This window comes from Kosakonia oryzendophytica, assembly GCF_900094925.1.
In the GTDB taxonomy this organism is placed as follows: Bacteria; Pseudomonadota; Gammaproteobacteria; order Enterobacterales; family Enterobacteriaceae; genus Kosakonia; species Kosakonia oryzendophytica.
In genome coordinates this window covers 290,910-316,315 of sequence record NZ_FMAY01000005.1, presented here as the reverse complement: position 1 = coordinate 316,315, position 25,406 = coordinate 290,910, and the positions used below count along the sequence as shown (strand labels likewise).

The window sequence follows — 25,406 nt, the reverse complement described above, 5'->3', positions numbered from 1 at the left end:
TTATTCCGGCATTAATCGCTGGCATACCTCGCGCACAAACTGGCGCAACCAGCGCTGCGCCGGATCCACTTCCGAACGCGGATGCCACAACTGTGATACCGTGATCCGGTGGGTTTTTACCGGCAGCTCGAACACATGAAAGATATCTTCTGTCGCCGGGCTAATCAGGAATGAAGCCGGGATCAACGCCACCAGATCGCTTGAGCGCGCGACGGCCAGCGCAGCAGGAAAGCCCGGTACGACGGCAGCAATGTTGCGCGTTAATCCGTGTTCTGCCAGTCCGTCATCCACCGGGCCGCTCAGCAAACCGCGCCGTGACGCGACAACATGACCCCAGTCCACATACGCTTGTGGGGTGACGGCCTTAAGCTGCGCCAGCGGGTGCGATTTACGCACAACTCCCACAAACCGATCCCGAAATAACGCCTGGACACGGATTTCCGGCCCCATCTCTCCCAGTACGCCAATTTCCAGATCGACCAGCCCTTCGCGCAGCGGTCTGTCACTCTTTTCCGCTTTTGGCAGAAAGCGCAGTAGCACACCCGGTGCGATGGCGGCCGCTTCCGCAATCAGCGCCGGGCCGAAGGCTTCCACAAAGCCGTCGTTGGCGCGCAGTGTAAATATCTGTTCCAGATGCGTCACATTCATGCCGGGTAACGCCGGGCGCAATACCGACCGCGCTTCAAACACCGCATTTTGTGTTCGCTCACGGATCCCTTCCGCGTAAGGCGTGAGCACCATGTTGCGCCCTGCCCGCACCAGTAACGGGTCGCCGGTCGTCTCACGCAAACGGCTTAAGGTACGGCTCATGGCCGAAGCGCTCAGCCCCAGGCGACGCGCGGCGGATGCAACGCTTCGCTCAGCGAGCAGAACATCCAGTGCAAACAGCAAATTGAGGTCGGGTTCGCTCATAACGGTTTGTTTCTCATGGGTCATTATCATATGTGGCGTTTGCTGCATGGTATTAATGCAACTGCTGCGTCTTCCGCCTTATCTTGCGCGCATTTAAGGTTATCGCAAGCACAAATTCAGAGAGGTCAAGATGGAGTTATTTACCGATAAACCTGGCGATGAAGGCTTACCGGGGCGTCAACGCGCGCTGGCGATGATCGCAGTGATGACGAGCACCACCATGGCGGTCTTTGATGGCGCGATGGTCAATATTGCCCTGCCACAGATAGCGCGGCTGCTTAATGTGACGGCGGGCAATGCGGTGTGGGTGGTTAACGCATATTTGCTCTCCACCGCCATGACGCTGGCAATCTTTGCGGCCCTGGCGGTGAGAACAGGCTTTCGCGCGCTGTTTGCTGCCGGTCTGGGGCTGTTTACGCTGGCCTCGCTGGGGTGTGCAATGTCCACGTCGCTGGAGATGCTGGTGACTCTGCGCGTTTTGCAGGGGATGGGCGGTGCGGCGACACTGAGCATTGCCCCCGCAATCTTGCGTTCTGTCTTCCCCACCCGGCTGCTGGGGCGCATTCTCGGCATGAACGCATTGTTGATTGCCACAGCGACAGCGCTTTCGCCGGTGGCAGGTGGTGCGTTACTGGCGACGGTGGGCTGGCAATGGCTATTCGCGATAAATATCCCGCTGGGGTTCATCGCCATCATGTTGACGCTGCGTGTGCTCCCCGGTAAACCGCGCCTCACGGCTGGACCTTTTGATGTGGCGGGCGCGGTAATGTCCGCTGTCATGCTGGGGGCGGTGATCATGGCGGCAGACGCCTTTTCGCGGCCGGATGCGCTACACGATGCTGTGGCGTATGCCGCTATCGCCGTGTTTGCCGGGCTGGCGTTTATCCGCCGTCAACAGCGCGCGTCACACCCACTTCTGCCACTGACCTTGTTTGCTGCACCACGCTTTTCCCTGGCGGCGCTGACCTCCCTGGCATCGTTTATCAGCCAGGGGATCACCTTTGTCGCACTGCCTTTTTTGTTCCAGAACGTGTATGGCTACAGTGCGTTTACCGCCGCATTGCTGTTCACGACCTGGCCGCTCGGGATCATCCTCATTGCACCGCATGCCGGGCGGCTGGCAGATCATTATGCGCCAGCGGTCATCTCGACGGTGGGTTTATGCGTATTCGCCATCGGGCTGATGCTGCTGGCCCTGCTGCCCAATCAGGCGCAGATGTGGGATATCAGCTGGCGTGGGCTGGTCTGTGGTATCGGTTTTGGCTGTTTTCAAAGCCCAAATAACCGTGAAATCATGGCCAATGCCCCACGGGAACAGAGTGGTTACGCTTCCGGTATCCTGGCGATCATGCGCACCTTCGGCCAGTGTCTTGGCGCAGCCCTTGTCGGCGTGATTTTTGCCGTCTGCTCACGACCAGGCGCGCCAGTTCAGGATGCTTACGCCATTCGCCTGGGGCTATGGCTCGCCACCGCAGCGACGCTGCTCGCTCTCTTTTTCAGCCTGAGTCGCATTCGTTTTGTCCAGGTTAAATCCGGGTAGCTCACTGATATTTTGAGGGATGATCAGTCAATCATCCCCTTGAGTTTAGCCAGCAGAAAAGCCGCTACTGATGTGGCATCGCTAATAAGGCCATCGCGGATCAGCGCTTCAAACTCACGGATGGGCATTTTGCGGGCGGTCAGCCCAACCTCTTCCGGATCCAGCGACGGCTGGTCATAGCGCAGATCGTCTGCGAGGAAAATATGGTAGCCCTGGCTTGAGTATCCCTGAGCCAGTTTCTGGTAACCAACCCGGCGCATTGTCCCGGCCACCAGCCCGGTTTCTTCCCGTAACTCCCCGGCGGCAACCTCGCCGGGATCGGCATCAGGATTGCACTCCCAGGCACCTTGCGGCAGTTCGATCGTCTGCCGCTTCAGCGGATAGCGGAACTGCTCCACAACATAAAGTGAGTCGCCCTCTCTGGCGATAATCACCACAAAATCGGCTTTCTCAACCACCGAGTAGATCCCTTCGTTGCCATCAGCCCGCAGGATCCGGTCTTCACGCAGACGCATCCATTTATTGCGGTAAATTTCCGTGGTGGTCAGCGTTTTGATTCCGGTCATCATTATTCTCCTGGCGTCGCCATTTTTTACCTTTCACCCTGCTATCCCTGTTTTATCATCAACCGTTCTGCTTCCAACCTGCAACTCTTCTGATTTTTTCCACTAAAAACGGTCAACCTTGTCGGCCAGAAAAGGGTTAGCAAAATAACAAATAAGAAATGATTAATTAAATTTCATGCAACATTCACCCTTTTAAGGTAAATTTCATTCGAAAGCCAGACGTGACTGGTGGGTCACTCCCGCTCGGTGCCCGGTGTACCTGAACTAAGGCAAAAAGCGCACGGCTATTGAGAGAAAAGGAAGATATTTCATCAGGTTAGTTTTTGTGTTAACAGTATCCCCTCATCCTGGACAGGGGGCTTTATTCGCATTCCAACCTATACAGAGGTCGATAATGGAATCTATCGTTTATGTTGTCGATGATGATCATGCTGTCAGGCAATCGCTTGTCCGGTTGCTGGCGTCGGAGGGTTACCCCGCTGTCGATTTTCCTTCCGCTGAGTCCTTTTTTGCCGATCCTCTGGTTTCCGCCCCCTCTGTGCCTTCATGCCTGATCCTCGATCTGAATATGCCGGTTGTCGACGGTTTTGACGTGGCGGGCGTACTGAAAGATCGCGGGCGCGATCTGCCCATAATCTTTCTCACCGGGTATGGCACAATTCCGCTGACGGTACGGGCGATGAAAGCCGGCGCGCGGGAATTTTTGACCAAGCCGGTGGAGCCGGAACGGCTATTGTCTGCGGTAGCCGAGGCGCTGAACGTGGCGGAGAAAGAATTTGCACAACAACAGGAGCTCTTTGCTCTCCGGCAGCGCCACCTCTCGCTGACACCGCGTGAGCAGGAAGTGTTTGAGCTGGCCATTAGCGGCCTGCTGAATAAGCAGATCGCCGCTGAGCTTGGTGTGAGTGAAATCACCGTCAAAGTGCATCGCCGCCGGGTAATGGAGAAAATGCAGGCCCGCTCTCTCGCCGATTTGGTTCACGCTGCGGGCACATTGCAGATTGCCAAATCCCGTAGCCGCTAATCCCCCGCCACGGGCAATTCGAAGGTAAACAGGCTGCCGAAAGGTTGCCTTGCCTGAGCGTAAAGTTTGCCCTGATGACGTTCAATGATCGCATGGCTGATGGTTAACCCCATCCCCATTCCTTGCGGTTTGGTCGTATAGAACGATTCGAACAGCCGCGCCTGCACATCCGCATCCATTCCGCTCCCGGTGTCGGCAATCTGGCAACGGATGGTTCCCGGCTGTGGGTTTTGCGTATCCAGCGTCAAGATCCGGGGGCGTGAATCCACATCGCTCATCGCTTCAACAGCGTTCATCACCAGGTTCAGCAGCACCTGCTGGATCTGCACGCTGTCGCCATAAACGACGCTGCCACCCGCCTGTAGAATGTATTCAACGGTAATACGCCTGCGCTCCAGTTCGCTGCGCGACAGGGTCATAATATGGCGGATCAACACGTGTAAATCGACGCGTTCCAGGACAGGGGCCTGCCGCCGCGTCAGGGATTGCAGACTGCGGATCACCTCGCCTGCGCGTTGACCTTCACTGATGATCTCCGTCAGTCCGGCGCGCACATTCTCTACCGGAATCGGGTCGCGATTCAGCCAGCGCAGGCTGGCGCCCGCATTGGCGACAATTGACATCAGCGGCTGGTTGATTTCATGGGCAATGGAGGATGTCAGTTGCCCGACCGTGGTAGCGCGTGAAACCCGCGCCAGTTCCGCCTGTGCAACGCGCACGGCGTCCTCGTTTTGCCGCTGCGCGGTAATGTCGGTGATGGTGCCGAAATACTCATACACCGCGTCACCCGCACCCACCGGATCGCCGATACCCAGAATGTACCGACACTCACCGTCCGCGCGGATAATACGGAACTCCGCCTGCATCGTCAGGCCATCCGCCACACTGCGGGTGACCAGTTCGCTGATATGCGGATGATCGTCCGGGTGCACAAAAGTGAGAAACTCCGCCATCGAAATCAGTTTTTGTTTCTCCGGCAGACCGAGGATGCGAGCATACTCTTCAGACATATGCATCAGATCCTGTTCCAGCTCCCAGCGCCACGTCCCGGTATGACTGATTTGCTCGCCGAGCATCAGCGACGTCTGGCTGGCACGCAACTCTTTCTCTACCCGACGGCGCTGAACGTTCTCTTCCAGCAGTTCGGCATACAAACGCGCAGTTTCCAGCGAAACGGCGGCATGCGCGCCCAGCAGATTGACCACGCGGGAGTGTTCCGCGGTAAACACCTCCGGCATCAGGCGATTTTCCAGATATAACACCCCCACCAGCCGCGCCTGCTTGAACATCGGCACGCACATCACTGCCGCGCCGGAAGTCAGCAGATAAGGATCCTGACTGAACGGGCTGTACTCTTCCGGCCTGCCGGTACGGATCTCCTGCCCGGTGCGGATCACTGCGGCCAGCACCGACAACGGCATATCGGTCGCCATCGGCACCTCTTTCATCACCCGGACGCGCACGCCGTCGTTGCTGGTGTGTGCGCTGGCTTCGATTTCCGGGATATTGTCGTTGAGTACGCGGATCAGCAATCCCCGCTGCGCGCCCGCGCGTTCCAGCAGCATGGTCAGCAGAATGTGCATTAACCGCTCCAGGTTAATCTCTTCCGACAGCGCACGGGAGGCATTAATAATGCTTTGCAGATCGCGAATCTCTTCATTTTGCGCAAAGGCAATGGTGTCATAAGGCGTGCTTTCTGCTGGTGCCACCAGATGCGGATGTTCCTGCTCAAGCTGGCGGACTTTCGCCCGCGCCCCGACCCGGGCCCAGGCGGTTATCGCGCCACGGAAGTGCGCGTCTGCCGCGGTGTGGTAACCGCTGGCCAGCGCGAAACGCCCGGCCAGCTCATGGGCAAGCGCATTGCTGGGGTCAAACCCCGCTTCGCGCGAGAGCTTGATGGCTTTTTCGTACTGTGCCAGTGCGATGCTGTTCATGCCATCGAGACGCACAATCTCGGCATATAACAGCGCTTCTTTATCGCTGAACGTGCCGGGATTCACCCGTGCCCAGAGGGCTATTTTGTTGTAGTGCGTGTTCAGGCGCAGACGGTGTTCGGCTGAAAAGGTATCCGGCGTCAGTTGCATTGACAGCGACAATGCGCTGTACAGATGGAGATCCAGGAGATTGATATGCCCTGGTGCGGACCAGGCATGTTTCGCCGCTTCGAGCAGCGCCTGCTCGGCCTGGGCATACTCGCCGGCAGCGAAGTGTGCCATCCCGCGATAGAGCCAGAACCAGAACTGCATGGTTGCGGGCGGTGACGGCGGCAGTAACGAGGGGGGGAGCATCGCTTTACCGCTAAACACACCTTCTGGTTGCCGCATAAACTCGACGAAGTGACGTTGTAACTCAAGAACCGTATCCATATCCTGATAACGGGTTTCCCGCACGAACGACAGCCCGCGCTCAATGGTGCTCAAGACGCTGTCGAGGTGATCACCGCGACTCAGGCTATTGCTCACCTGGCGGAAGGTGGCAAAACAGGCAATGGTGAGATCGCCATTCGCCACGGCTGCGCGGAAACAGGCTTTTGCATACTCCACGCTGCGTGATAAGGGCTGTGTCCAGACGCTGATCCGACCCAGCGGCAGCAATGTTTTGGCGGCGTAGTCGTGTAAAGCGTGTCGCGTCACCAGATCGTGCGCCAGAGTGCCGTATTTCAGTCCCAGTGAATACTCACCATAACGCTCGCCAATCAGGACACCAAACCACGCCAGTGCGGAAGTGGAAGCCCCCGTCAGACCGCGCTCCAGCGTCAATTGCAGCATCTGGCAGAGCAGCAAAAAATGCAGTCGCGGGCAGATAAAACTGGCGTACAGGCTGGCACTCGCCAGCAGGTTCATTAACGCATCGGTTTCGCGGTGGTTCATGCGCGGCAACGCCATAAACAGACTGGCAGGCTGTTCCCCGACCCGCGCATGCATACTCTGCCAGGCATCGTCGCACTCTTCTGCATCAGGCCAGCGGTTCAGGTGAATACCGAATACCGACAGCCAGCACAGCGTGGTCTCCAGCGCCAGTGGATAACTGGACTGGCGGATATGCACTTCCGCCAGCAGATTTGCCGCCAGCGCTTTTTCCGCCAGTTCACCAGGCGCCGCCAGTAGCTTCTCACACAGACTGCGGGCGGTGGCGAGATGCCCCAGCAGAAACTCGCACTCCGCCTGTTGCAGATCGAGGGCAAACCGCGCCGTGCTGTCGGTGCTGAGAAGACGCGCGGTGTGTAAATACCCCAGTGCTGAGCTGTAATCGCCGGTGCGTTTTGCCCGGCGTGCGGCGAGTTCACTCAGCTCACTGAACATCCGCCGTTGCGGCGGTGGCTGAATACTGTCAATGGCCGCTGTTATATGGTGAATGGCGCGGAATAACACATCATTCCCGGACGCCAACAGTGATCTCTCTGCCAACAGCGTGGCAGCAGTCAGATGCAACTGACTGCGTGCTGTCGGATCCAGCAACGCGACGGCAGCCTCCTGAATGCGTTCATGGGGGAACGCATACTCTTCCGCGCCGAGGGTAATCAACTGAACCGACACGGCCGGGTGCAGTCGGTAGCGTACTTCGGTGGGTGAAATCCCGACGATCTGGCCAATCAGCGATAATTCCCCGGTCGCGCCCAGACAGGCCATGCTGCCCAGCAACAGGCGGGTTTCTTCCGGTATATACGCCAGTTGTTGTAGCACCAGCCCTATCACGTTTTCACTGTAATGCCGGGCACGGATAGCCTCGAGATCGTACTGCCATTTCCCCTGATAAGGGCTATGGCTGACCAACCCGTCTTCGACAATGCGCTTAAAAAACTCATGGACAAACAGCGGATTACCCCCTGTTTTTTCATGAATCAATTTCGCAAGTTCCGTCGTGGCCGCCGGACGTGTCTGAAAGATGGTCGCCAGCCAGCGCGAGACCGCTTTGCCGGAGAGCGGCTGCGGCACGCTTTCCACCGTTTGTCGGGCGGCATGGCGCAGTCGGGTTAACGCAGACTCAAAACTTTTGTCCTGTAACGATGGCAAATCCCGGTGTGAGACCACCAGCAACAGCGGTAACCCGCTGCTGTTTTGCAACAGGTATTCCAGTAACTGCAAACTGGTCTCATCAAGCCAGTGCAGATTGTCGATCAGCAGCACCAGCGGACGGCCTGGCGTGGCGAACACATTCACCAGGCTCAGTACCATATGGTTGAAACGTGCGCGGGAATCCAGTGAGAAGGTGTCCACATACGATCCCGGCGGGCTGCCTATCAGTAAACCGAGTTCCGGTGCCAGGCTGGCCGCGAGGGCTTCGTAACCGTGGAGCGCCCGGGAGAGCCGCGATCGCCATTGTGCCACCTCTTCCGCCGGTAACCCCAGCAAATGCAGCGCCAGTGAGCGAAACGCTGCTGTCAGTACGCCCAGCGGCACAACTTGTGATGACTGTTCAGCTTTACCGAGCGCAATCAACGTGGGACGACACTGAAATGCCTTTAGCGCCGACGCCATCAGTGAGGATTTTCCCATGCCCGATGGGCCGCTAATGATCGCCAGCATTTGTGCGCCGCGCTGATTCACCTCTTCCAGTGCGGCGACCAGCTCCCCCGCCTGCGGATGTTCACGGTACAGCGTGTCGGCGAAATGCAACGCCGGGGAGCGATCCTGTAAACCGGGCGTAAACAGCGCGATGTCGTGATCAGCCGTGAGCGTTGCCTGGCAACGGCGCAGGTCGGCAATCAGCCCGTCGACACTTTGGTAGCGTTTTTCCGGCGATTTGGCGAGTAACTTCAATACAATCAGCGACAACATCTCTGGAACGCCATCGCGTACGGTATGCGGCGGCGAGGGCTCAGACGCGATATGGTGCAATGTCCACTCCGCCTGCCCGCCTTCACTGAGATCAAAGGGCAGCGCGCCGGTTAGCAGCGCATAAAAGACAATGCCGAGACTGTAGAGATCGCTGCGGCTGTCCACCGCGCGGTGCGTGCGGGTGGTGTGCTCCGGCGACATATAAGCCAGCGTTCCGCCGGAAAGCGGCAACCAGCTCTGGGCCAGTTCACCCGCAGTACTCGTGGTCAGACCGAAGCCGCCTAACCGACAGCCGTCGTCGTCAAGAAAAAGATTACCGGGTTTAATATCACCGTGGATCAGGTGGCGTTGGTGCATCTGGCGCAGCGGTGCACAAAGCTGTACCGCCAGCGCCAGCCAGTCGGCAACAGAGGCTACTGGCTGGGTTGCCAGGCGACTTAACGGCTTAAACGGGAAAGCGGGATACACCAGTGCATAACGGCCATGGTATTGCGCACTGGCGATGGGTTTGACCGCCCAGCGGCTGTCGAGGTACGGGCGCAGGGCAAATTCATTTTTCAGTAGCTGGCTGGCGCGGGGTTCCGTCTCGTCGCTCACGGCAGTGGCAAGAATAAAGGTCTCATCTGCCCGGGGCTGGCGCACGTTCATCCAGACAATGCATCCCTCCTGCGCCAGCGGCGTGTAGATGGCGTCATCCTGAAGCGTAAACGGCTGACTCTCTTCTGATTCGTCCTCCGTGGGTTGCTGGTGCAGCCGATCATTCCCGCTCATGGTTTATCCTCGCCCGGCGTCAGCACGCGCTGAATATGTTCCAGCAGGATATCGATATCGATGGGTTTGCGCAAAAAAGCAACGGCACCCGCGCGTCCCGCATATCGCGGCCAGGTCTCATCATCATGACCGGAGATAAAAATCACCGGTGGCGGTGTCGGGCTTTGCTGCAATGCCTCGAACAGCGCCGCCCCGCTCATACCTTTGAGTTTTATGTCGACAATCACCAGCGCGGTGTCGTTGCGCGCCGGGATGTCGTTAAGAAATGCCTCGGCGGAAGCGAATGTCAGCGTGGCGTAGCCATCGGATTGCAGCAAATTGCTCAAACCGCTGCGCACGGAGGGTTCATCATCAACAATGGCAACACGCTGTGTAAGCGTCATTCGTTATCCTCGGGCATCGGGCATCGCTAATGCGGCGGCGAGTCTGAACGTTCAGGCTGCGGCGCGCCGCTGATTTTGGGCACGCACTCATGGCGAAACCACGCCAGGGTTAACGGTTCGCGGGCGATCAGCCTGCGAATGGCCGGAACCAGTTGTTCCCCCACCAGCATGCCAAACAAGCCGAACAGCGCGACCACCGGCGGTGCGGGCGAGTGAACCTTTAGTAAAGCATAAATCCCCCCTGCCAGAACACCGACAAGGAGTGAGACAATCCAGGATTTCATAGGCTTACCCTGCGCTTGAGTGTGTTATCAGGGTGGTCATCAGCTGTTCGCCCAGCAACATGCCAAGCAAACCGACCAGTGCAATGGCGGGCGGCGCGGGAGAGCGTACTTTCAGCAGCGCGTAGATCACGCCGATCAGCACGCCGGTGGCGAACGATATCAGGCCGATATTCATGGCTTTCTCCTGCCGGGAATAAATGAAGGAAGTGTGCTGACCGGTCGGTACCGGTCAGCGAGGCGCTTAACGCGCCGGAACCGGTGCCAGCGTGCGGTGACCGGCTTTGGCTCTGGATGGCGCTTTGTGCACCATGGTGTAGGCATAATCAACGCCCATGCCATACGCGCCAGAGTGCTCTTTTACAATCGCCATGACCGCGTCGTAGGTTTCGCGGTGCGCCCAGTCGCGCTGCCACTCCAGCATCACCTGCTGCCAGGTCACCGGGATCACGCCCGCCTGAATCATGCGCTGCATGGCGTAGTCATGTGCCTCTTTTGAGGTGCCGCCAGAAGCGTCGGCCACCATATAGATTTCGTAGTCGCCTTCCAGCATGGCGCACAGCGAGAAGGTGTTGTTGCACACTTCTGTCCACAGACCGGAAACCACCACTTTGCGTTTGCCGTTAGCAGCCAGCGCATCGCGCACCTTCTGGTCGTCCCAGGAGTTCATTGAGGTGCGTTCCAGAATATCCTGCTCCGGGAACACATCCAGCAGTTCAGGATAGGTGTTGCCGGAGAAGCTTTCGGTTTCCACGGTGGTAATGATTGTCGGGATATTGAAGACCTTCGCGGCTTTCGCCAGCGCGACGGTATTGTTTTTCAGCACCTGGCGGTCAATGGACTGCACGCCGAACGCCATCTGCGGCTGGTGATCGATAAAGATTAACTGACAGTTAGCCGGGGTCAGGACTTCAAGCTTCGAGGTTGTCATATCAGTACCCATAGAGGTTAAAGTGAAGAACGCTATGTTCAGACAGCAAACGACGGGTCATCGCTATCGTTGGCTGCATGGTAGGTACCCCGCCCCGGCAAAACCATTATCTGATCGTATAACTATCCTTTGGTATACCTATACTTTGGTACAACTATCCTGCGCTTTATTCCCGTCGCCATAATCCCTCCCACTGCTTACCGGCCGCTATGCGCCGACTCAGACTGGAGGAATGATGGATTCGCTCACACACGCAGAACTGATATTGCTTAATGGCCAGTTTCACACGGTCGATCGCGAAAACCCGTTTGCCGACGCGGTTGCCATCCGTGACGGAAAGTTTGTCAACGTCGGCACTGCCGCAGAGGTGATGGCCTGGCAGGGCGAGCGCACCAAGGTTATCGATTTGCAGGGTCAGACCGCGATCCCGGGTCTTAATGACTCCCACCTGCACCTGATTCGCGGCGGGCTGAACTACAATCTGGAACTGCGCTGGGAAGGCGTGCCTTCACTGGCGGATGCGCTGCGTATGCTGAAAGAACAGGCGCTGCGTACCCCCTCGCCGCAGTGGGTGCGCGTGGTGGGCGGCTGGACAGAGTTTCAGTTTGCCGAGCGACGCATGCCGACGCTGGATGAAATCAACGAGGCTGCACCGGACACCCCGGTTTTTATCCTTCATCTCTACGATCGCGCCCTGCTTAACCGCGCCGCACTAAAGGTGGTCGGTTACACACGCGATACCCCTAACCCACCCGGCGGCGAGATCCAGCGTGACCGTAACGGCAACCCTACCGGCATGTTGATCGCCCGCCCGAACGCGATGATCCTCTACGCTACGCTGGCGAAAGGCCCGAAACTGCCGCTGGAGCAGCAGGTCAATTCCACGCGCCAGTTTATGCGCGAACTGAACCGCCTCGGCCTGACCAGCGCTATCGACGCAGGCGGCGGTTTCCAGAACTACCCGGAAGATTATGAGGTGATTGCCGAACTGCACGCCAAAAAACAGATGACGGTGCGCATTGCCTATAACCTGTTTACCCAGCGTCCGGGGCATGAGCTGGAAGACTTTGAAAAATGGACCGACATGCTGACGCCCGGTCAGGGCAGCGATTTCTTCCGCCATAATGGCGCAGGTGAAATGCTGGTGTTCTCCGCAGCAGATTTTGAGGACTTCCTTGAACCGCGCCCGGATCTGGCAGCAGGTATGGAAGAGGAACTGGAGCGCGTGGTACGCCACCTGGTCGAACACCGTTGGCCGTTCCGCCTGCACGCCACCTATAACGAGTCCATCAGCCGCATGCTGGATGTGTTCGAAAAAGTGAATCGCGAGATCCCCTTTGATGGTCTGCACTGGTTCTTCGACCATGCGGAAACCATTACCGAAGCCAATATTGAGCGTGTCAAAGCGCTGGGCGGCGGCATTGCTGTACAGCACCGGATGGCGTTTCAGGGCGAGTATTTCGCCGAGCGCTACGGTCAGCAAGCCACGAAACATACGCCACCGGTAGCGCGCATGCTGGAAGCGGGGTTGCCGGTTGGTCTGGGAACCGATGCCACTCGTGTCGCCAGCTATAACCCGTGGACGGCACTCTACTGGCTGGTCTCCGGGCGTACCGTCGGCGGTATGCAGATGTACGAAAGCAGTGCGCGACTCGATCGTGATACCGCCCTGTTGCTGTGGACGCAAGGCAGTGCCTGGTTCTCCAGTGAACAGGGGAAAAAAGGTCAGATCAAAGCCGGTCAACTGGCAGACCTGGTGGTGCTGAGTAAAGACTATTTCCGCGTGCCGGAAGAAGAGATCAAAGGCATTGAGTCGGTACTGACGGTGGTGGGCGGTGAGATTGTGTATGCCGCAGGTCGTTTTGCACCGTTAGCACCACCGGCGATCCCGGTACTGCCGGAGTGGTCTCCTGTGGTGAACGTGCCCGGGCATTATCGCAGCGCACCGCCACAGACGGCGCGTGTGGGTCAGGCTGCGGGGATGCACCACTGTTCCGGGCCGTGTGGGGTTCACGTTCATCAGCATGATATCGCCCGCGGCTCCGCCGTGCCGGTAGCGGATGAGAACGCGTTCTGGGGTGCCCTTGGCTGTAGCTGCTTTGCGTTCTGACATCATGAAAACATCAACATTTCCGGTCTCTGCGCCCCGTATTGATATGGGGCTGTTATTCCTGCGCCTGACGGGCAGTCTGCTGCTGCTGTATGTACACGGTCTGCCGAAAATCGTCCATTTTACCGACGAACTGGCGCACATCGAGGATCCGTTCGGTTTCGGCCCGTGGATGAGCCTGTTACCGGCCATTTTTGCCGAGGTTGTCTGCCCGCTGTTTATCATCGCCGGTCTCTGGGCGCGTCTGGCATGTGTGCCGATCATCGTCGTTTTACTGGTGGCGATGCTGGTGGTGCATGCGGACTGGTCGCTGGCGGAGGGGCAATTCGGCTGGCTGTTGCTGATTATCTTTGCCACCCTGTTGCTGACCGGGCCGGGTCGCTGGCGCGTCACCCTGCCTGCCAGAGGAGCCCTTGCATGACGCAACAAAACGAACTGCATGCAGCAGTGACAGTGTCACCACCTTCTGCGGGAGAACCCTCTGGATCGGCCTGGCAACCGCTGCGTCAGCGCGTGTTTCGCATGCTATGGATTGCGACGGTGGTGTCCAATATCGGCTCATGGATGAGCGATATTGGCGTGAACTGGACGATGCTCTCGTTGAGTGCGGATCCGCTGGCGGTGGCACTGGTACAGGCGGCCAGCAGTCTGCCGATGTTCCTGTTTGTCCTGCCTGCCGGGGTGCTCGCGGATATTGTCGAGCGTCGCAAAATCCTGCTTTTTTCGCAGGTGTGGACGTTCTGTGCCGCAGCAGGGCTGGCGCTGCTGTCATTTACCGGCAATGTCACACCGGAAGTGTTGCTGGCTGCCACGTTTTTGCTCAGCACCGGCGCGGCGCTCAGTTCCCCTGCTTTTCAGGCCATCGTGCCGGATCTGGTGGAAAAACAGGAGCTCAGCCCGGCGATTGCCCTCAACTCGTTGGGGATCAATATCAGTCGTGCCATCGGCCCCGCGTTAGGCGGTTTGATCCTCTCGTTTGCCGGGCCATGGATGGTGTTTATGCTCAACGCCCTGTCCGTGCTGGGCGTCGGCTATGTGCTGCACCGCTGGAAACCACAAACGACACTGCAACGCTTGCCGCCTGAGCACTTCTTTACCGCTATCCGTGGCGGACTACGCTATGTGCATGCGGCGCCAGTGCTGCGCAACGTACTGGCGCGCACCGTGGCTTTTTTCCTCTTTGGTAGCGCCGGGTGGGCAATGCTGCCGCTGGTGGCACGCCGTGAACTGGGGCTCGGGCCAGGCGGTTACGGCATTATGCTCGCCTGCATTGGTCTGGGAGCGATTTGCGGTGCCGTGGTGCTGCCGACGCTGCGTAAGCGACTGAATGCCGATCAGATGATGGTATCGGCCAGTTTACTGTTTGCCCTGACCATGCTGGCGCTGGCGTTTGTCCGTCATTTCTGGCTGCTGAATCTGTTTGAGTTTTTCACCGGGTTTGCATGGATAGCTGTGCTGTCGACGCTTAACGTTGGCGCGCAGCGGAGCGCGGCGCGTTGGGTGAAAGCACGGGCGCTGGCGGTCTATCTGACGGTATTTTTCGGTTCGATGACGCTGGGCAGCGCCCTTTGGGGAAAACTGGCCTCGACGTATGGCATTTCATGGTCGCTGTGTGCGGCGACAGTGGGAATGTTGCTGGGGGCTGCTACAGTTTTACGCTGGCGGCTGGAAAAAGATGCCGCACTGAATCTCGATCTTATCGGGCCGCCGGACGGCTTAGTTGAGATGACCGTGGCTCATGAACGCGGGCCGGTGCTGGTGAGTTGTGAATACCAGATTGAACTGCAGGAAGCACAACACTTTATGCTGGCCATCCAGGAGATGCGGCGTGTGCGGCGACGCACTGGCGCGATGGGGTGGGCAGTGTACGAGGATATCCGTCAGCCTGGGGTGTTCGTGGAAACCTGGTTGATGGGATCGTGGATTGAGCATTTGCGCCAGCATGAGCGTCATACGGTCAATGACCGTTTGATTCAGGAGCGCGTGCTGGCGTTCCACCGGGGCGGCGTCTCGCCGGTTATGCGGTATCTGATAGCGCCCGGTGAGCGGTAAGTTTATGGCAATCACCCACTACTTAACGATGAGGTAAGCAGATGAGCACATTTAAGACGCAGGATGGTACTCAGATTTATTACAAAGACTGGGGGACGGGTAAGCCGGTGCTGTTCAGCCATGGTTGGCCGCTGGATGGTGATATGTGGGACAGCCAGCTCAATTTCCTCGCCGAGCGTGGTTACCGTGTTATTGCGTTTGACCGCCGTGGTTTTGGGCGTTCCGATCAACCGTGGAACGGCTATAACTACGATACCTTCGCATCGGACATTAACGATCTGATCACGACGCTTGATCTCAATGAGGTAACCCTGGTGGGCTTCTCAATGGGCGGCGGCGATGTGACCCGTTATATCGGCCGTTACGGTAGCGCACGCGTTGCGGGCCTGGTGTTGCTGGGGGCGGTGACGCCGATTTTCGGTAAAACTGCCGATCATCCGCAGGGTGTGGACAAAAGCGTATTTGACGGTATCCAGGCGGGTTTGCGTAAAGATCGCGCACAGTTTATCAGTGATTTTGCCACCCCGTTTTACGGTCTGAACGCCGGGCAGAAGGTTTCTGAGGGCGTGCTGACGCAAACGCTGAATATTGCCCTGCTGGCATCGCTAAAAGGCACGCTGGACTGCGTCACTGCCTTTTCTGAAACCGACTTCCGTCCGGATGTGGCGAAAGTGGATGTGCCCACTCTGGTGATTCATGGCAGCAATGACCAGATCGTGCCGTTTGAAGCAACGGGCAAACTGTCGGCTGAGTTGATCGCCGGGGCGGAGCTGAAAGTGTATGACAACGGTCCGCACGGTTTTGCGGTAACCCACCAGGACCAGTTAAACGATGATTTGCTGGCGTTTCTGAAGAAACTGTAAGCCTGTTGATGTATGTCGCCTGCCGAAGGCCCGATAGTCGTAGCGTTATCGGGCTTTTTTTTATTACGATGTCGGGACTTAACGTTTGAAAGGAAAATCGCATGGATTTCATTGTGAAGCACGACATCACTGCACAGGATCAGGAAGAACTGTTCACGGGGCTAAGACGTTACAATAAGCAGTTTATTGATGTCAGTTTGTGGGGGCATCTGGCGGTCTATTCACGTGATGAGCACGATGTGATGCAAGGTGGTGTGATTGCCCGACAGGAAGGCGAATGGCTGAATATTCACTATGTGTGGGTGCATGAAGATCGGCGTGGTTCCGGACTGGGACGTGAGCTGATGCAGCGTACGGCGAAAGAGGCGCTGGCGATGGGGTGCCGCCATGCGCTGGTGGATACGTTCAGTTTTCAGGCCTTGCCGTTTTATCAAAAATTAGGGTATGTGCTGAAAATGACGCTGCCGGACTTCCCGCAACCGGGAATGCAGCGCCACTATCTGACCCGCGATCTGACGGTTTAGCTATCGCTGGTCGCCATCGCACGGTCACGCCCTTCTATCTTCGCCTGATAAAGCGCTTTATCTGCGCCCTCCTTCAGGCGAATGGCGTCATCAAAATCAGCATCGGCAATCACGCTGTAACACCCTGCGCTAATGGTTACTACTGCGTGCTGCCCGCCTGCCTGTGAGTGCGGGATTTTCGCCCCTCTTACCATACTGACGGCGCGTCGTGCAACAAACAGCGCTGCTTCAGGCCCGGTATCCGGCAGGATGATGGCAAACTCTTCACCGCCATAACGGGCAATCAGGTCGTTCTTGTTCAGTTGCAGTTTTTGCAGAATATCGCCCACCAGCCGTAAACAGTTATCTCCGGCAACGTGGCCGTAAAAATCGTTATAGCGTTTGAAGTAGTCGATATCGATCATGATGAGTGACACCGGTTTTTGCGTTTGCGCTGAGTTTTTGAGGCTCTGCGACAAGAACAGATCGAACTGGCGGCGGTTGGCAAGCCCGGTCAGACCATCGGCCAGCGCCATCAGTTGCAGCGTGTGGTTAATGCTGGTCAGCTCATCCCGCAGCGTCGCCAGTTGCGTCTGATTTCGTACGTTAAGTCGGACCTGGCGGAAAATGATCGCGCCCATAAGCAGCGTGCCGAGCAGCAGCATGGCGTTTAAAACGATATCCGGCAGGCTGCCGCGTAACCAGCTATTCCACAAGGCGGATTTATCGTAGCCTGCGGCAACCACCAGCGGGTAGCGCTCCGAGCGGGCAAAACCATAAATACGCTCTATGTTATCCAGCGTGGACACCCAGGTGCCGTGGCCGCGATCTTTTTGCGACAATTCGCGCGTGAACAAGGGGCTGGAGGAGAGGTTTTGGTTGATGGTCTCATCACCATACGGACGCACATATAAGGTCGTGCCGTCAGTGGTTAATAACGCCAGCAGGTCGCGATCCTGAAGCTCGAAATAGCCATAGAAATGGCGGAAATACTCCACTTTTACCGTGGCCAGCAATACGCCCTCAAAACCGCCGGCCGCATCGTTGATACGTAACGATACCGGGATCACCATGTCCCCGGTGGAGCGGCTGCGGATCACATGTCCAATGTGCAGACTGCCGTGATTGTTGTGGCGATGATAAATAAAGTATTCACGATCGCTGTAGTTAGTCATCAGCGGGCGTTTGTCGAGCGATGTGGCCAGCATTATCCCCTGCGCGTCAAAAACCATCACGCCATGCAACTGCGGAACCCGATCTTTCAGTTCGGCCAGATAGGTGTTAAAGGGAGGAATGGTGATCGACGCCAGACCTTCCTGCGGAATATTGCGGCGCACTTCACGCAGGACCAGCTCCGCCTGCAAAAAAGTGTCTTCTGCCTGGCGTGACTGCGAGACAGAGAGATTAATGGCGCTACGCTCCGCGTCCTGCACGGTCTTGTCCCACGATCGCGTCAGCGTCCAGACACAGGTGACAATGCCAGCTAACAGCAGCCCTGCCATAAAAAAAGTGATACTGCGGCCAAGAGATGAGTTGAGCGCGAGTGCACGCGCAACATTTTTCCTGAATTTCATTATCCCTCCAAAGCCACATCCACTGTTATTCTGTTAAGCATAGAAGCACGATGATTTATAAGCCAAATAAGCGCGTCATTCGCACCGAACAGGCGTTAAGCGGGAGTTGGCCCCTGCTTTTACACAGGGGAAGTCAGAGCGGGCAACACGGGCATATAACGTTGTTTAGCGTGAGATTCTGTGCGGCCAGTTAATGGGCGAGATACCATTGAGCACCGGGCGGGCGAACAGGAAGCCCTGGAAACGTTCAATGCCGACTGCCTCCAGCCAGCACCACTCTTCCACTTTTTCGACCCCTTCTGCTACCACCGTGATTTGCAGTTCTGCACAGCAATCAATGATGGCTTTGACAATCGCCTGTTTCGGGCCATGCAGATGGATATCGGTCACGATCGTGCGGTCGATTTTCAGTTTGTCCGGCTGGAACTTCGCCAGTAGCGATAGCCCGGCGAAACCGGAACCGAAGTCATCAATGGCGAGGCCAATACCGGCGGCGCGAAGCTGGCGAATAGCCCAGGTAAACTCTTCATACCCCGAGATCACTTCGTCTTCCGTTACCTCAACGATAATCTGCCCGGGATTGAGATTGTTACGCGTAATATGACTGAGCAAAATATCCACTGCACCGGGGATTTTGACCAGCGACATGGGTAACAGGTTTATCGCCACCTTATGATTGCCGATCCCCATACGGCTGGCCATCGCCAGCGCCCAGGCTTTGGACGCCAGATCGGCTTCATGCAGTTTGTCCGACGGGATGCTGGAGAAATACTCCAGCGGACTGCCGCCGTTTGGGCCGCGGATCAACGCTTCGATAGAGGAAATATTCCCGCGCAGTGGCTCGATGATGGGCTGAAAGGCAAACTGGCAGGGTTGTTCGGTGAAGACCGGCGCGTTGGTGTGCGTGAACGGCGGCGTCTTACAGACAAAGCACCAGTGCTCCGGCGACGTACTGCGTACCCGATCATTGTTATTCTGCGAAGCGATAAAATTACGGATAAATTTGTATACGCGGTCGATACTGGCCAACTGGTAGCGCAACGTGCCAAACCGCAGAATAGCGCGCAGTGCTGCTGCCGGCTTCATTACGCGTAAATCAAACAGCGTCATGCCGCGATCGACAAAGCGACGACGAGGTGCAAAATCGCGTAAGAGCTCCACCACATTACCGTGGCGATGATCCCGTTTGATTCGTTCAAAAACAGCGTTGACAGACGCCAGCGGTCCTTCAAGAACCTGCAAAAAATGATCGCCGTCGAACAGTAAGATGCCCGTTACCTGCAATTGTGAATTTCGCAGGCTTGCTCGCTCGACAAGGTTAGTCAGTTGAGAGGGATCTAATGTTCGATTCAGTCGGCTACGGTAAATCAAAGTCGCTAACACGAAATGCTGCCCTCAAAATGCCCACACAAAATCTACATAGATGCTGCCATCACGCCAGTCTAGCAAGAATGTTAAAATCTCGTCGGCCAATTAAGGGCCATTCTTTTAGCGTTCTCGTTGGCTTAAAATAGTGAGCCGTGCGCGATAGCCATTGCGAATATGCTGACTGGCAGCATCCTGGGCCGCTGCGCGGTCGCGACGGATCAGCGCATCGACAATGGCCTGGTGTTCACGTTTGGCTTCAAGAGTACGCTCCGGCAATTCATAGGTGGTGTTGCGCAACAGCGACAGGTGAATACGCAAGTTATCCAGCATTTCATTCAGATAGGGGTTGTGCGTTGCGCGATAAATCTGACGGTGGAACATACGGTTATGATCGTGTAGCGCTTTACTGTCGGTCAGTGTGGCTTCGATATCCACCATCTCCTGCAACAGTGCAATCTCTTCGCTGGAGGCGGCTGTGACCGCCAGATCCATCGCCAGACGCTCCAGACCTTCGCGAACGTCAAACAGCTGGCGCAGCCGCTCATAACCGATGTGGGCAATAATCAACCCACGCTGCGGGCCAGGCTCGGCAAGCCCGAGAGTCTCCAGCCGGTGAAGGGCTTCACGGATAGGTGTACGGCTAATACCAAACTGTTCTGCCAGTCGTGTTTCCTGCAAACGTTCCCCTGGTTGCAGATCCCCCGCTTCAATGGCGGAAAGCAAGATTTCAAAAGGCGTTAAGCCTGTGTCGCGACCCGTCGATTTCACGTTTAAGCTCCGTTTGTCTGTGTGATGACCCTGATAAAGGCTGGCACCCTGCCGTCGGACATCTTGCCACAGGATAGATGACGTCTATGCTTTTTTTATTCTTTGCTTATCTAAAAAACATCTTTTGACGTTTACGGAATGGCTGCTATGTTTATTTTACATTCATTGTATACAAATGAATTCAAATAAACACAAAGAGAGTTTCTGCTTTTATATTTATAGGTCAACACCAGGGATCTTTGTTTCACGATGACTAAAAAAAGTGACGCTGCATTAACCCGTGGAGAACAGCTCAGCCAGTTTATTCACCAGGCTCATCAATTCACTATTCCCCCCGCCGTTCGACATGAAGCAAAACGCGCCCTGATTGATTATCTCGGCGTAGCGATTGGCGCGGTTAATGACGATGCCGTAACCGCGGTTCGCCAGGTGGCAAAAAACTGGAACGCCGTTGGTGATGCGCGCATGTTCCTTTCGGGAACGACAACTCCTGCTCTTGCCGCGCTGGTGAATGCCACCATGGCACATGCGGCGGATTACGACGATACACACCCTGCCGGTGCCGGACACCCGGGCGGACCGTGCTGGTCTACCGCCCTGGCGATGGCGCAGGCGTATCCGGTCGAAGAAGAGAGAGTGCTGCTCGCGTTTATTACCGGCTTTGAAGTGATGGCAAAACTGGGCGGCGGTTGGGTACCCGGCGTCGGACGCAATCTACAACGCCGGGGATTCCACCCCACGTCGGTAGTTGGACGCGCCGGTGCAGCGGCGGTTGCTGCCGCTATTTTACAACTTTCTGAAGAGCAGATTCGCAATGCGCTTGGGGCTGCGGCGACCATGATGGGTGGGCTGCAAAAATCCTCCGGGACGCACGGCAAGCCTTTCCATGCCGGTAAAGCAGCGATGGATGGCATTATGGCGGCGCAACTGGCGGCAGAAAACTTCGTTGGCGCGCACCATTTTTATGAAGCGGACGGTTGGGTCAAAATCTTTATTCAGGATGGCAGCGCGGAAATACCGCCGCTGGACTTTGGCGAGAGTTGGGAACTGCTGACCAACGGTTACAAGCTTTACGCCAGCTGCCGCGGCACACATGCGTCGATTGAAACTGCGCGAAAAATTTACCCGCAACTGCAAGGGCGGAAAATTACCCGTATTAGCGCCAAAGTGCACCCAATGGGGATGGTCAATGCCGGGATTATGGAACCGCGTACTCCGCTGGAGAGCAAATTCAGTATCCCTCATTGTATTACCCTTGCTTTAAGTGGTTACAATTTGACGGACACTGATTTCACGCAGGCAACCGTGGACGATCCGCAACCGCGCGCCCTGCTGCCTTTGCTGCAGGTAGAAGCCGTTGACGGTCAGTCCGCCAGTTCGGCTTTTATCGATGTCTGGCTGGATGACGGCGAGGTGCTTCACGCCCATACTGATGTCTATCGCGGCCACGCGCAAAACCCACTGAGCGATGAAGAGTTACGCGCCAAGTTTGACGCCCTCACTATTCCGGTTCTCGGTGCGGTGCGTAGCGCAGATCTCTACGATGCGGCCTGCCATTTCGAGCGCCCAGGCTCACTGGCCCGCATGACGGAACTGCTTGCGGGCGATCGCTGATTCTTTTTTTGCACAGGAACTCTGTTAGATGACCATTGCCCGACAACTTGCCGGTAATTTACTGGCGTTCTCCCGGCAGGCGTTTCCGCAGGCTGCATACAGCAATGCGCGTACCGCCATTATTGATACTCTCGGCGTTACGCTGGCTGGCGGCGTACAGGATGGCGCCAGTAAACTGCGGTCCGTCATTGTGCCGTCTGCCGCAAGCGGCAACAGCCGCGTCTTCGGCACTGACCTGAAACTGAACGCGCTGGATGCCGCCCTGTTAAACGGCGTTTCCTCACACTTGCTTGATTTTGATGATTCCAACTCATGGTTGCACGGGCATATTTCTGTGGCCGTACTGCCTGCGCTGCTGGCGCTGGCAGATGAACAGGGTCGCCATGGCGAAGCACTGTTGCGCGCGTATATCACGGGTTATGAAACTGCCGTGCGCATGGGAAAAGCGGTTAGCCCGTTCCAGTATCGTCACGGCTGGCACCCGACCACCACCGTGGGTGTTTTCGCCGGTGTCGCCGCTTGTGCAGTATTGCTGGATCTCAATCAACAACAAACGGCCACTGCGCTGGCGATGACGGCGTCGCTGGCATCGGGGATCAAGTCGAACTTCGGTAGCGAAACCAAAGCGTTAGCCGTGGGCCAGGCAGCACGCAGTGCCGTGATGGCGTGCAAACTGGCGAAAGAGGGATTCAGCGCTGGCGCGACGGCGTTTGAACATCATCAGGGGTATTTTCACGTTTATAACGGCGAGGCAAATGTCGATCCCCTGCCGCTAACGGAACGCTGGGAAGCCACCCCCTTTATTCTTGATACGGTGAAAAGCAACAACTACAAATACTTCCCCTGCTGCTATGCGATTTTGTCGCCGCTGGATGGCATCCTGGCGCTGCGCGAAGAGACCGGGCTTTCACCGGAGGCGATTGAACGCATTGATATCAAGGTTCACCCGATTCGTTTTCCGCACATCAATATTCCCCTGCCGGAAAACCCGCTCGCCGGGAAGTTCAGTCTGCATTATTGCGTGGCGCGCGCGTTTGTCACCGGCACGCTGACGCTGGATGATTTTATTGACGATACGCGCTTCTTCGACCCGACAACGCAAGCCCTGATGCACAAGGTCACGCTGGAGAAACACAGCGAAGAGATCACACATAGCGCGTTTGTGACACTGACCACCACCGATGGCCGACAATTCAGCCAGCGTGTGGCGGGTGCGCGGGGATCCAGCCCGGCAATTCCGTTGCCTGACAACCTGATTGAACAGAAATTCCTCGACTGCGCCAGTCGCGTATTGTCTGCGGAAGGTGCGCAGGCGCTGTATCAGCGCCTGTTGCAGGATGATTACCGCTAACCGGATGCCCGAATGACCATCACCTGGATCCCCCCTGAAATATCGCCCCTGTTTGCAGGCGTAATGGTGTTTTGCAGTTTTCTTACCTCGGCGCTGACGGCGGCAATGGGGCTCGGTGGTGGCACGGCCCTGCTGGCGGTAATGGGGCTGGGCATGCCGGTCAGCAGTCTGATGCCGGTTCACGGCATGGTGCAAATGGGCTCGAACCTGAGCCGTACGCTGATCCAGCGTATGCACGTAGTGTGGCCGCTGGTGTTGTGGTTTCTGCTCGGCAGCGCGGTAGGTATTGCCGTGGGCGCACCGGTGGCCGCAATCATTCCGGACAGTCTTGCCCGTATTGCGTTGGGGATGTTTATTCTCTGGTCGGTGCTGCGTAAACGCGGGGAGCAAAAACCATTGAGTCGCCCGTTCTTTATCATCGGCGGCGGACTCAGCAGCCTTGGCACGATGATTGTGGGTGCCACAGGGCCAATGGTCGCCGGTCTTATCAGTTCGCAAGGACTGAAACGCCAGCCGCTGATCGCCACCCATGCCACCTGTATGGTGTTGCAGCACGGGTTGAAGATCCTGGCCTTTGGGTTGATGGGGTTTGCCTGGGCCAACTGGTTGCCGGTGCTGGCGGCGATGATTATCAGCGGCGCGCTCGGTACCTGGCTGGGGACCCGGGTGCTGGATAATTTGCCCGAAAAACTGTTCCGCGTGCTGTTTCGTGTGACGATGATCCTGCTTAGTGCGCAACTGCTGTGGCAGGGTATAGAAGGATGGGTGAAATAATTCCTTACTTCTTTGGCATATATGCTTTACTGAATTCGTTCTTTGCCAAATGCGTTATAGGTGAAGAACATAGGTATACAAACGGATGTGTTATTTAAAAATAAATAAATACAGTTAGTTAATCTGACAACAACCCTTTAAAAAGGAATAGCCATGCTGAAGAAAACCCACCTTGCGGCGTCGGTATTGTTGCTGACGCTGGGGAGTTTTATTTTCCCTGCGCAAGCAGAAAATGCGCCCGTCACAAATGGCGACACGCTGAAGAAAATTAAAGCGCGCGGCGAACTGGTGTGCGGCGTTCACCCTGCCCGCCACGGTTTTGCTTCGATTGACAGCAAAGGCCAATGGGAAGGTCTGGATGTGGACTTCTGCCGCGCACTGGCGGCGGCGGTATTTGGCGATGCATCCAAAGTGCGCTTCACCCCGCTCTCTACCGCCCAGCGTTTTGCGGCGATCCAGTCAGGCGAAGTCGATGTGTTATCACGTAATGTTACCGCTTCACTGACGCGCGATGTGTCGCTGGGGCTGAACTTCGCTCCGCCTAACTTCTACACCGGCACTGGTTTTATGGTGCGTGCCAACAGCGGCGTGAAAAAGGTAGAAGATCTTGACGGCGCAACGGTGTGCATCACGCCGGGCAGCAGCACCGAGCAGAATGTGGCGCAGATTTTCTCGTCGCGTAACCTGCACTACACGCCGGTGGTGATCGAGAATAATAAAGAGTATGTTGCGGCTTACCTTGCCGGGCGTTGCGATGTGATTGCCCGTGACAAAGTCGCGTTGCCGGGCATCAAAACTTTTGATGCGGAAAAACCGGACGACCATATCATCCTGCCGGGCATCTACTCGAAAGAGCCACTGGCCATGGCAGTGCGCAAAGGCGATGACCAGTGGTTTGACATTGTGAAATGGGTTGTTTACGCCACGTTTAACGCCGAAGAGATGAACGTCAACCAGAGCAACGTCGACGCTGAACTGAAATCCACCGACCCGGATGTACAGGGCCTGCTTGGCGTGACTGGCGGCTTTGGGCAGAAACTCGGTCTGGATGATAAATGGGTGTACAACATTGTCAAACAGGTGGGCAACTATGGCGACATTTACAATCGTCATTTCGGCCCGCAGAGCACTGAACCGCTGGATCGCGATTTAAACAATCTGTGGACCAAAGGTGGTTTGCTTTACGGTCTACCGATCCGTTAATCGCCGGGTCACCCCAGACGGTGGGGTGACCTTTCTCCAC

General features: G+C 56.7%; 21 protein-coding genes. 11 read left to right on the top strand and 10 right to left on the bottom strand.

Annotated features, from left to right (window positions below):
• Entirely contained in the window at positions 1 to 912 is a 912-nt protein-coding gene (locus GA0061071_RS11355) for a LysR family transcriptional regulator (protein WP_088237664.1), read from the bottom strand.
• A gap of 130 nt (positions 913 to 1,042) precedes the next feature.
• On the opposite strand from GA0061071_RS11355, the gene GA0061071_RS11350 reads away from it, so the two are divergent.
• Positions 1,043 to 2,452 carry an MFS transporter gene (locus GA0061071_RS11350; protein ID WP_088237540.1) on the top strand — a complete coding sequence of 470 codons (1,410 nt, stop codon included), beginning with the start codon at positions 1,043 to 1,045 and terminating at the stop codon, positions 2,450 to 2,452.
• Positions 2,453 to 2,475: 23 nt separating this feature from the next.
• On the opposite strand, the gene GA0061071_RS11345 is transcribed toward GA0061071_RS11350, so the two are convergent.
• Positions 2,476 to 3,018 carry an NUDIX domain-containing protein gene (locus GA0061071_RS11345; protein WP_170933839.1) on the bottom strand — a complete coding sequence of 181 codons (543 nt, stop codon included), beginning with the start codon at positions 3,016 to 3,018 and terminating at the stop codon, positions 2,476 to 2,478.
• Between the two features lie 394 nt (positions 3,019 to 3,412).
• Here GA0061071_RS11345 and GA0061071_RS11340 point away from each other — a divergent pair, with 394 nt between their 5' ends.
• Positions 3,413 to 4,042 (top strand): response regulator transcription factor, encoded by a 630-nt coding sequence (locus GA0061071_RS11340; RefSeq protein WP_088237541.1) that lies wholly within the window; start codon positions 3,413 to 3,415, stop codon positions 4,040 to 4,042.
• On the opposite strand, the gene GA0061071_RS11335 is transcribed toward GA0061071_RS11340, so the two are convergent.
• From GA0061071_RS11335 to GA0061071_RS11315, 5 genes are all read right to left on the bottom strand, one after another.
• The gene (locus tag GA0061071_RS11335) at positions 4,039 to 9,591 is read right to left on the bottom strand and encodes a trifunctional serine/threonine-protein kinase/ATP-binding protein/sensor histidine kinase (protein ID WP_088237542.1); all 5,553 of its coding nucleotides are present in this window, start codon (positions 9,589 to 9,591) and stop codon (positions 4,039 to 4,041) included. The two genes, GA0061071_RS11340 and GA0061071_RS11335, sit on opposite strands and share 4 nt — an antisense overlap.
• Entirely contained in the window at positions 9,588 to 9,974 is a 387-nt protein-coding gene (locus GA0061071_RS11330; RefSeq protein ID WP_061495828.1) for a response regulator transcription factor, read from the bottom strand. The genes GA0061071_RS11335 and GA0061071_RS11330 overlap by 4 nt, the downstream gene beginning before the upstream one ends.
• Before the next feature lie 26 nt (positions 9,975 to 10,000).
• Complete coding sequence (locus GA0061071_RS11325) at positions 10,001 to 10,258, bottom strand: DUF1427 family protein (protein ID WP_061495830.1); 258 nt, start codon at positions 10,256 to 10,258, stop codon at positions 10,001 to 10,003.
• Between the two features lie 4 nt (positions 10,259 to 10,262).
• On the bottom strand, positions 10,263 to 10,433 hold the full coding sequence (locus GA0061071_RS11320) for a DUF1427 family protein (protein WP_071890019.1): 171 nt from the start codon (positions 10,431 to 10,433) through the stop codon (positions 10,263 to 10,265).
• Between the two features lie 66 nt (positions 10,434 to 10,499).
• On the bottom strand, positions 10,500 to 11,186 hold the full coding sequence (locus tag GA0061071_RS11315; RefSeq protein WP_061495832.1) for a hydrolase: 687 nt from the start codon (positions 11,184 to 11,186) through the stop codon (positions 10,500 to 10,502).
• Between the two features lie 235 nt (positions 11,187 to 11,421).
• On the opposite strand from GA0061071_RS11315, the gene GA0061071_RS11310 reads away from it, so the two are divergent.
• From GA0061071_RS11310 to GA0061071_RS11290, 5 genes are all read left to right on the top strand, one after another.
• The gene (locus tag GA0061071_RS11310) at positions 11,422 to 13,296 is read left to right on the top strand and encodes an amidohydrolase (protein ID WP_061495834.1); all 1,875 of its coding nucleotides are present in this window, start codon (positions 11,422 to 11,424) and stop codon (positions 13,294 to 13,296) included.
• A gap of 4 nt (positions 13,297 to 13,300) precedes the next feature.
• Complete coding sequence (locus GA0061071_RS11305) at positions 13,301 to 13,717, top strand: DoxX family protein (protein WP_088237665.1); 417 nt, start codon at positions 13,301 to 13,303, stop codon at positions 13,715 to 13,717.
• Positions 13,714 to 15,348 carry an MFS transporter gene (locus GA0061071_RS11300; RefSeq protein WP_088237543.1) on the top strand — a complete coding sequence of 545 codons (1,635 nt, stop codon included), beginning with the start codon at positions 13,714 to 13,716 and terminating at the stop codon, positions 15,346 to 15,348. Before GA0061071_RS11305 ends, GA0061071_RS11300 begins: the two co-directional genes overlap by 4 nt.
• A 41-nt stretch (positions 15,349 to 15,389) precedes the next feature.
• The gene (locus GA0061071_RS11295) at positions 15,390 to 16,211 is read left to right on the top strand and encodes an alpha/beta fold hydrolase (protein ID WP_088237544.1); all 822 of its coding nucleotides are present in this window, start codon (positions 15,390 to 15,392) and stop codon (positions 16,209 to 16,211) included.
• A 101-nt stretch (positions 16,212 to 16,312) separates the two neighbouring features.
• Positions 16,313 to 16,735: a GNAT family N-acetyltransferase gene (locus GA0061071_RS11290; RefSeq protein WP_088237545.1), complete on the top strand. Its 423-nt coding sequence runs from the start codon at positions 16,313 to 16,315 to the stop codon at positions 16,733 to 16,735.
• On the opposite strand, the gene GA0061071_RS11285 is transcribed toward GA0061071_RS11290, so the two are convergent.
• The 3 genes from GA0061071_RS11285 to GA0061071_RS11275 form a co-directional block, all read right to left on the bottom strand.
• Entirely contained in the window at positions 16,732 to 18,288 is a 1,557-nt protein-coding gene (locus GA0061071_RS11285; RefSeq protein WP_088237546.1) for a sensor domain-containing diguanylate cyclase, read from the bottom strand. The two genes, GA0061071_RS11290 and GA0061071_RS11285, sit on opposite strands and share 4 nt — an antisense overlap.
• Before the next feature lie 165 nt (positions 18,289 to 18,453).
• A complete protein-coding gene (locus tag GA0061071_RS11280) occupies positions 18,454 to 19,671 on the bottom strand; it encodes a diguanylate phosphodiesterase (RefSeq protein ID WP_061495844.1) in 1,218 nt (405 codons plus the stop codon).
• Positions 19,672 to 19,776: 105 nt separating this feature from the next.
• Entirely contained in the window at positions 19,777 to 20,424 is a 648-nt protein-coding gene (locus GA0061071_RS11275) for a GntR family transcriptional regulator (protein WP_061495846.1), read from the bottom strand.
• A 249-nt stretch (positions 20,425 to 20,673) separates the two neighbouring features.
• On the opposite strand from GA0061071_RS11275, the gene GA0061071_RS11270 reads away from it, so the two are divergent.
• The 4 genes from GA0061071_RS11270 (at position 20,674) to GA0061071_RS11255 (ending at position 25,366) form a co-directional block, all read left to right on the top strand.
• Positions 20,674 to 22,038: an MmgE/PrpD family protein gene (locus GA0061071_RS11270; RefSeq protein ID WP_088237547.1), complete on the top strand. Its 1,365-nt coding sequence runs from the start codon at positions 20,674 to 20,676 to the stop codon at positions 22,036 to 22,038.
• 28 nt (positions 22,039 to 22,066) lie between these two features.
• Positions 22,067 to 23,389 carry an MmgE/PrpD family protein gene (locus GA0061071_RS11265; protein ID WP_061495849.1) on the top strand — a complete coding sequence of 441 codons (1,323 nt, stop codon included), beginning with the start codon at positions 22,067 to 22,069 and terminating at the stop codon, positions 23,387 to 23,389.
• A gap of 12 nt (positions 23,390 to 23,401) precedes the next feature.
• The gene (locus GA0061071_RS11260) at positions 23,402 to 24,163 is read left to right on the top strand and encodes a sulfite exporter TauE/SafE family protein (protein ID WP_061495851.1); all 762 of its coding nucleotides are present in this window, start codon (positions 23,402 to 23,404) and stop codon (positions 24,161 to 24,163) included.
• 153 nt (positions 24,164 to 24,316) lie between these two features.
• Positions 24,317 to 25,366 carry an amino acid ABC transporter substrate-binding protein gene (locus tag GA0061071_RS11255; protein WP_061495853.1) on the top strand — a complete coding sequence of 350 codons (1,050 nt, stop codon included), beginning with the start codon at positions 24,317 to 24,319 and terminating at the stop codon, positions 25,364 to 25,366.
• Positions 25,367 to 25,406: the final 40 nt, after the last annotated feature.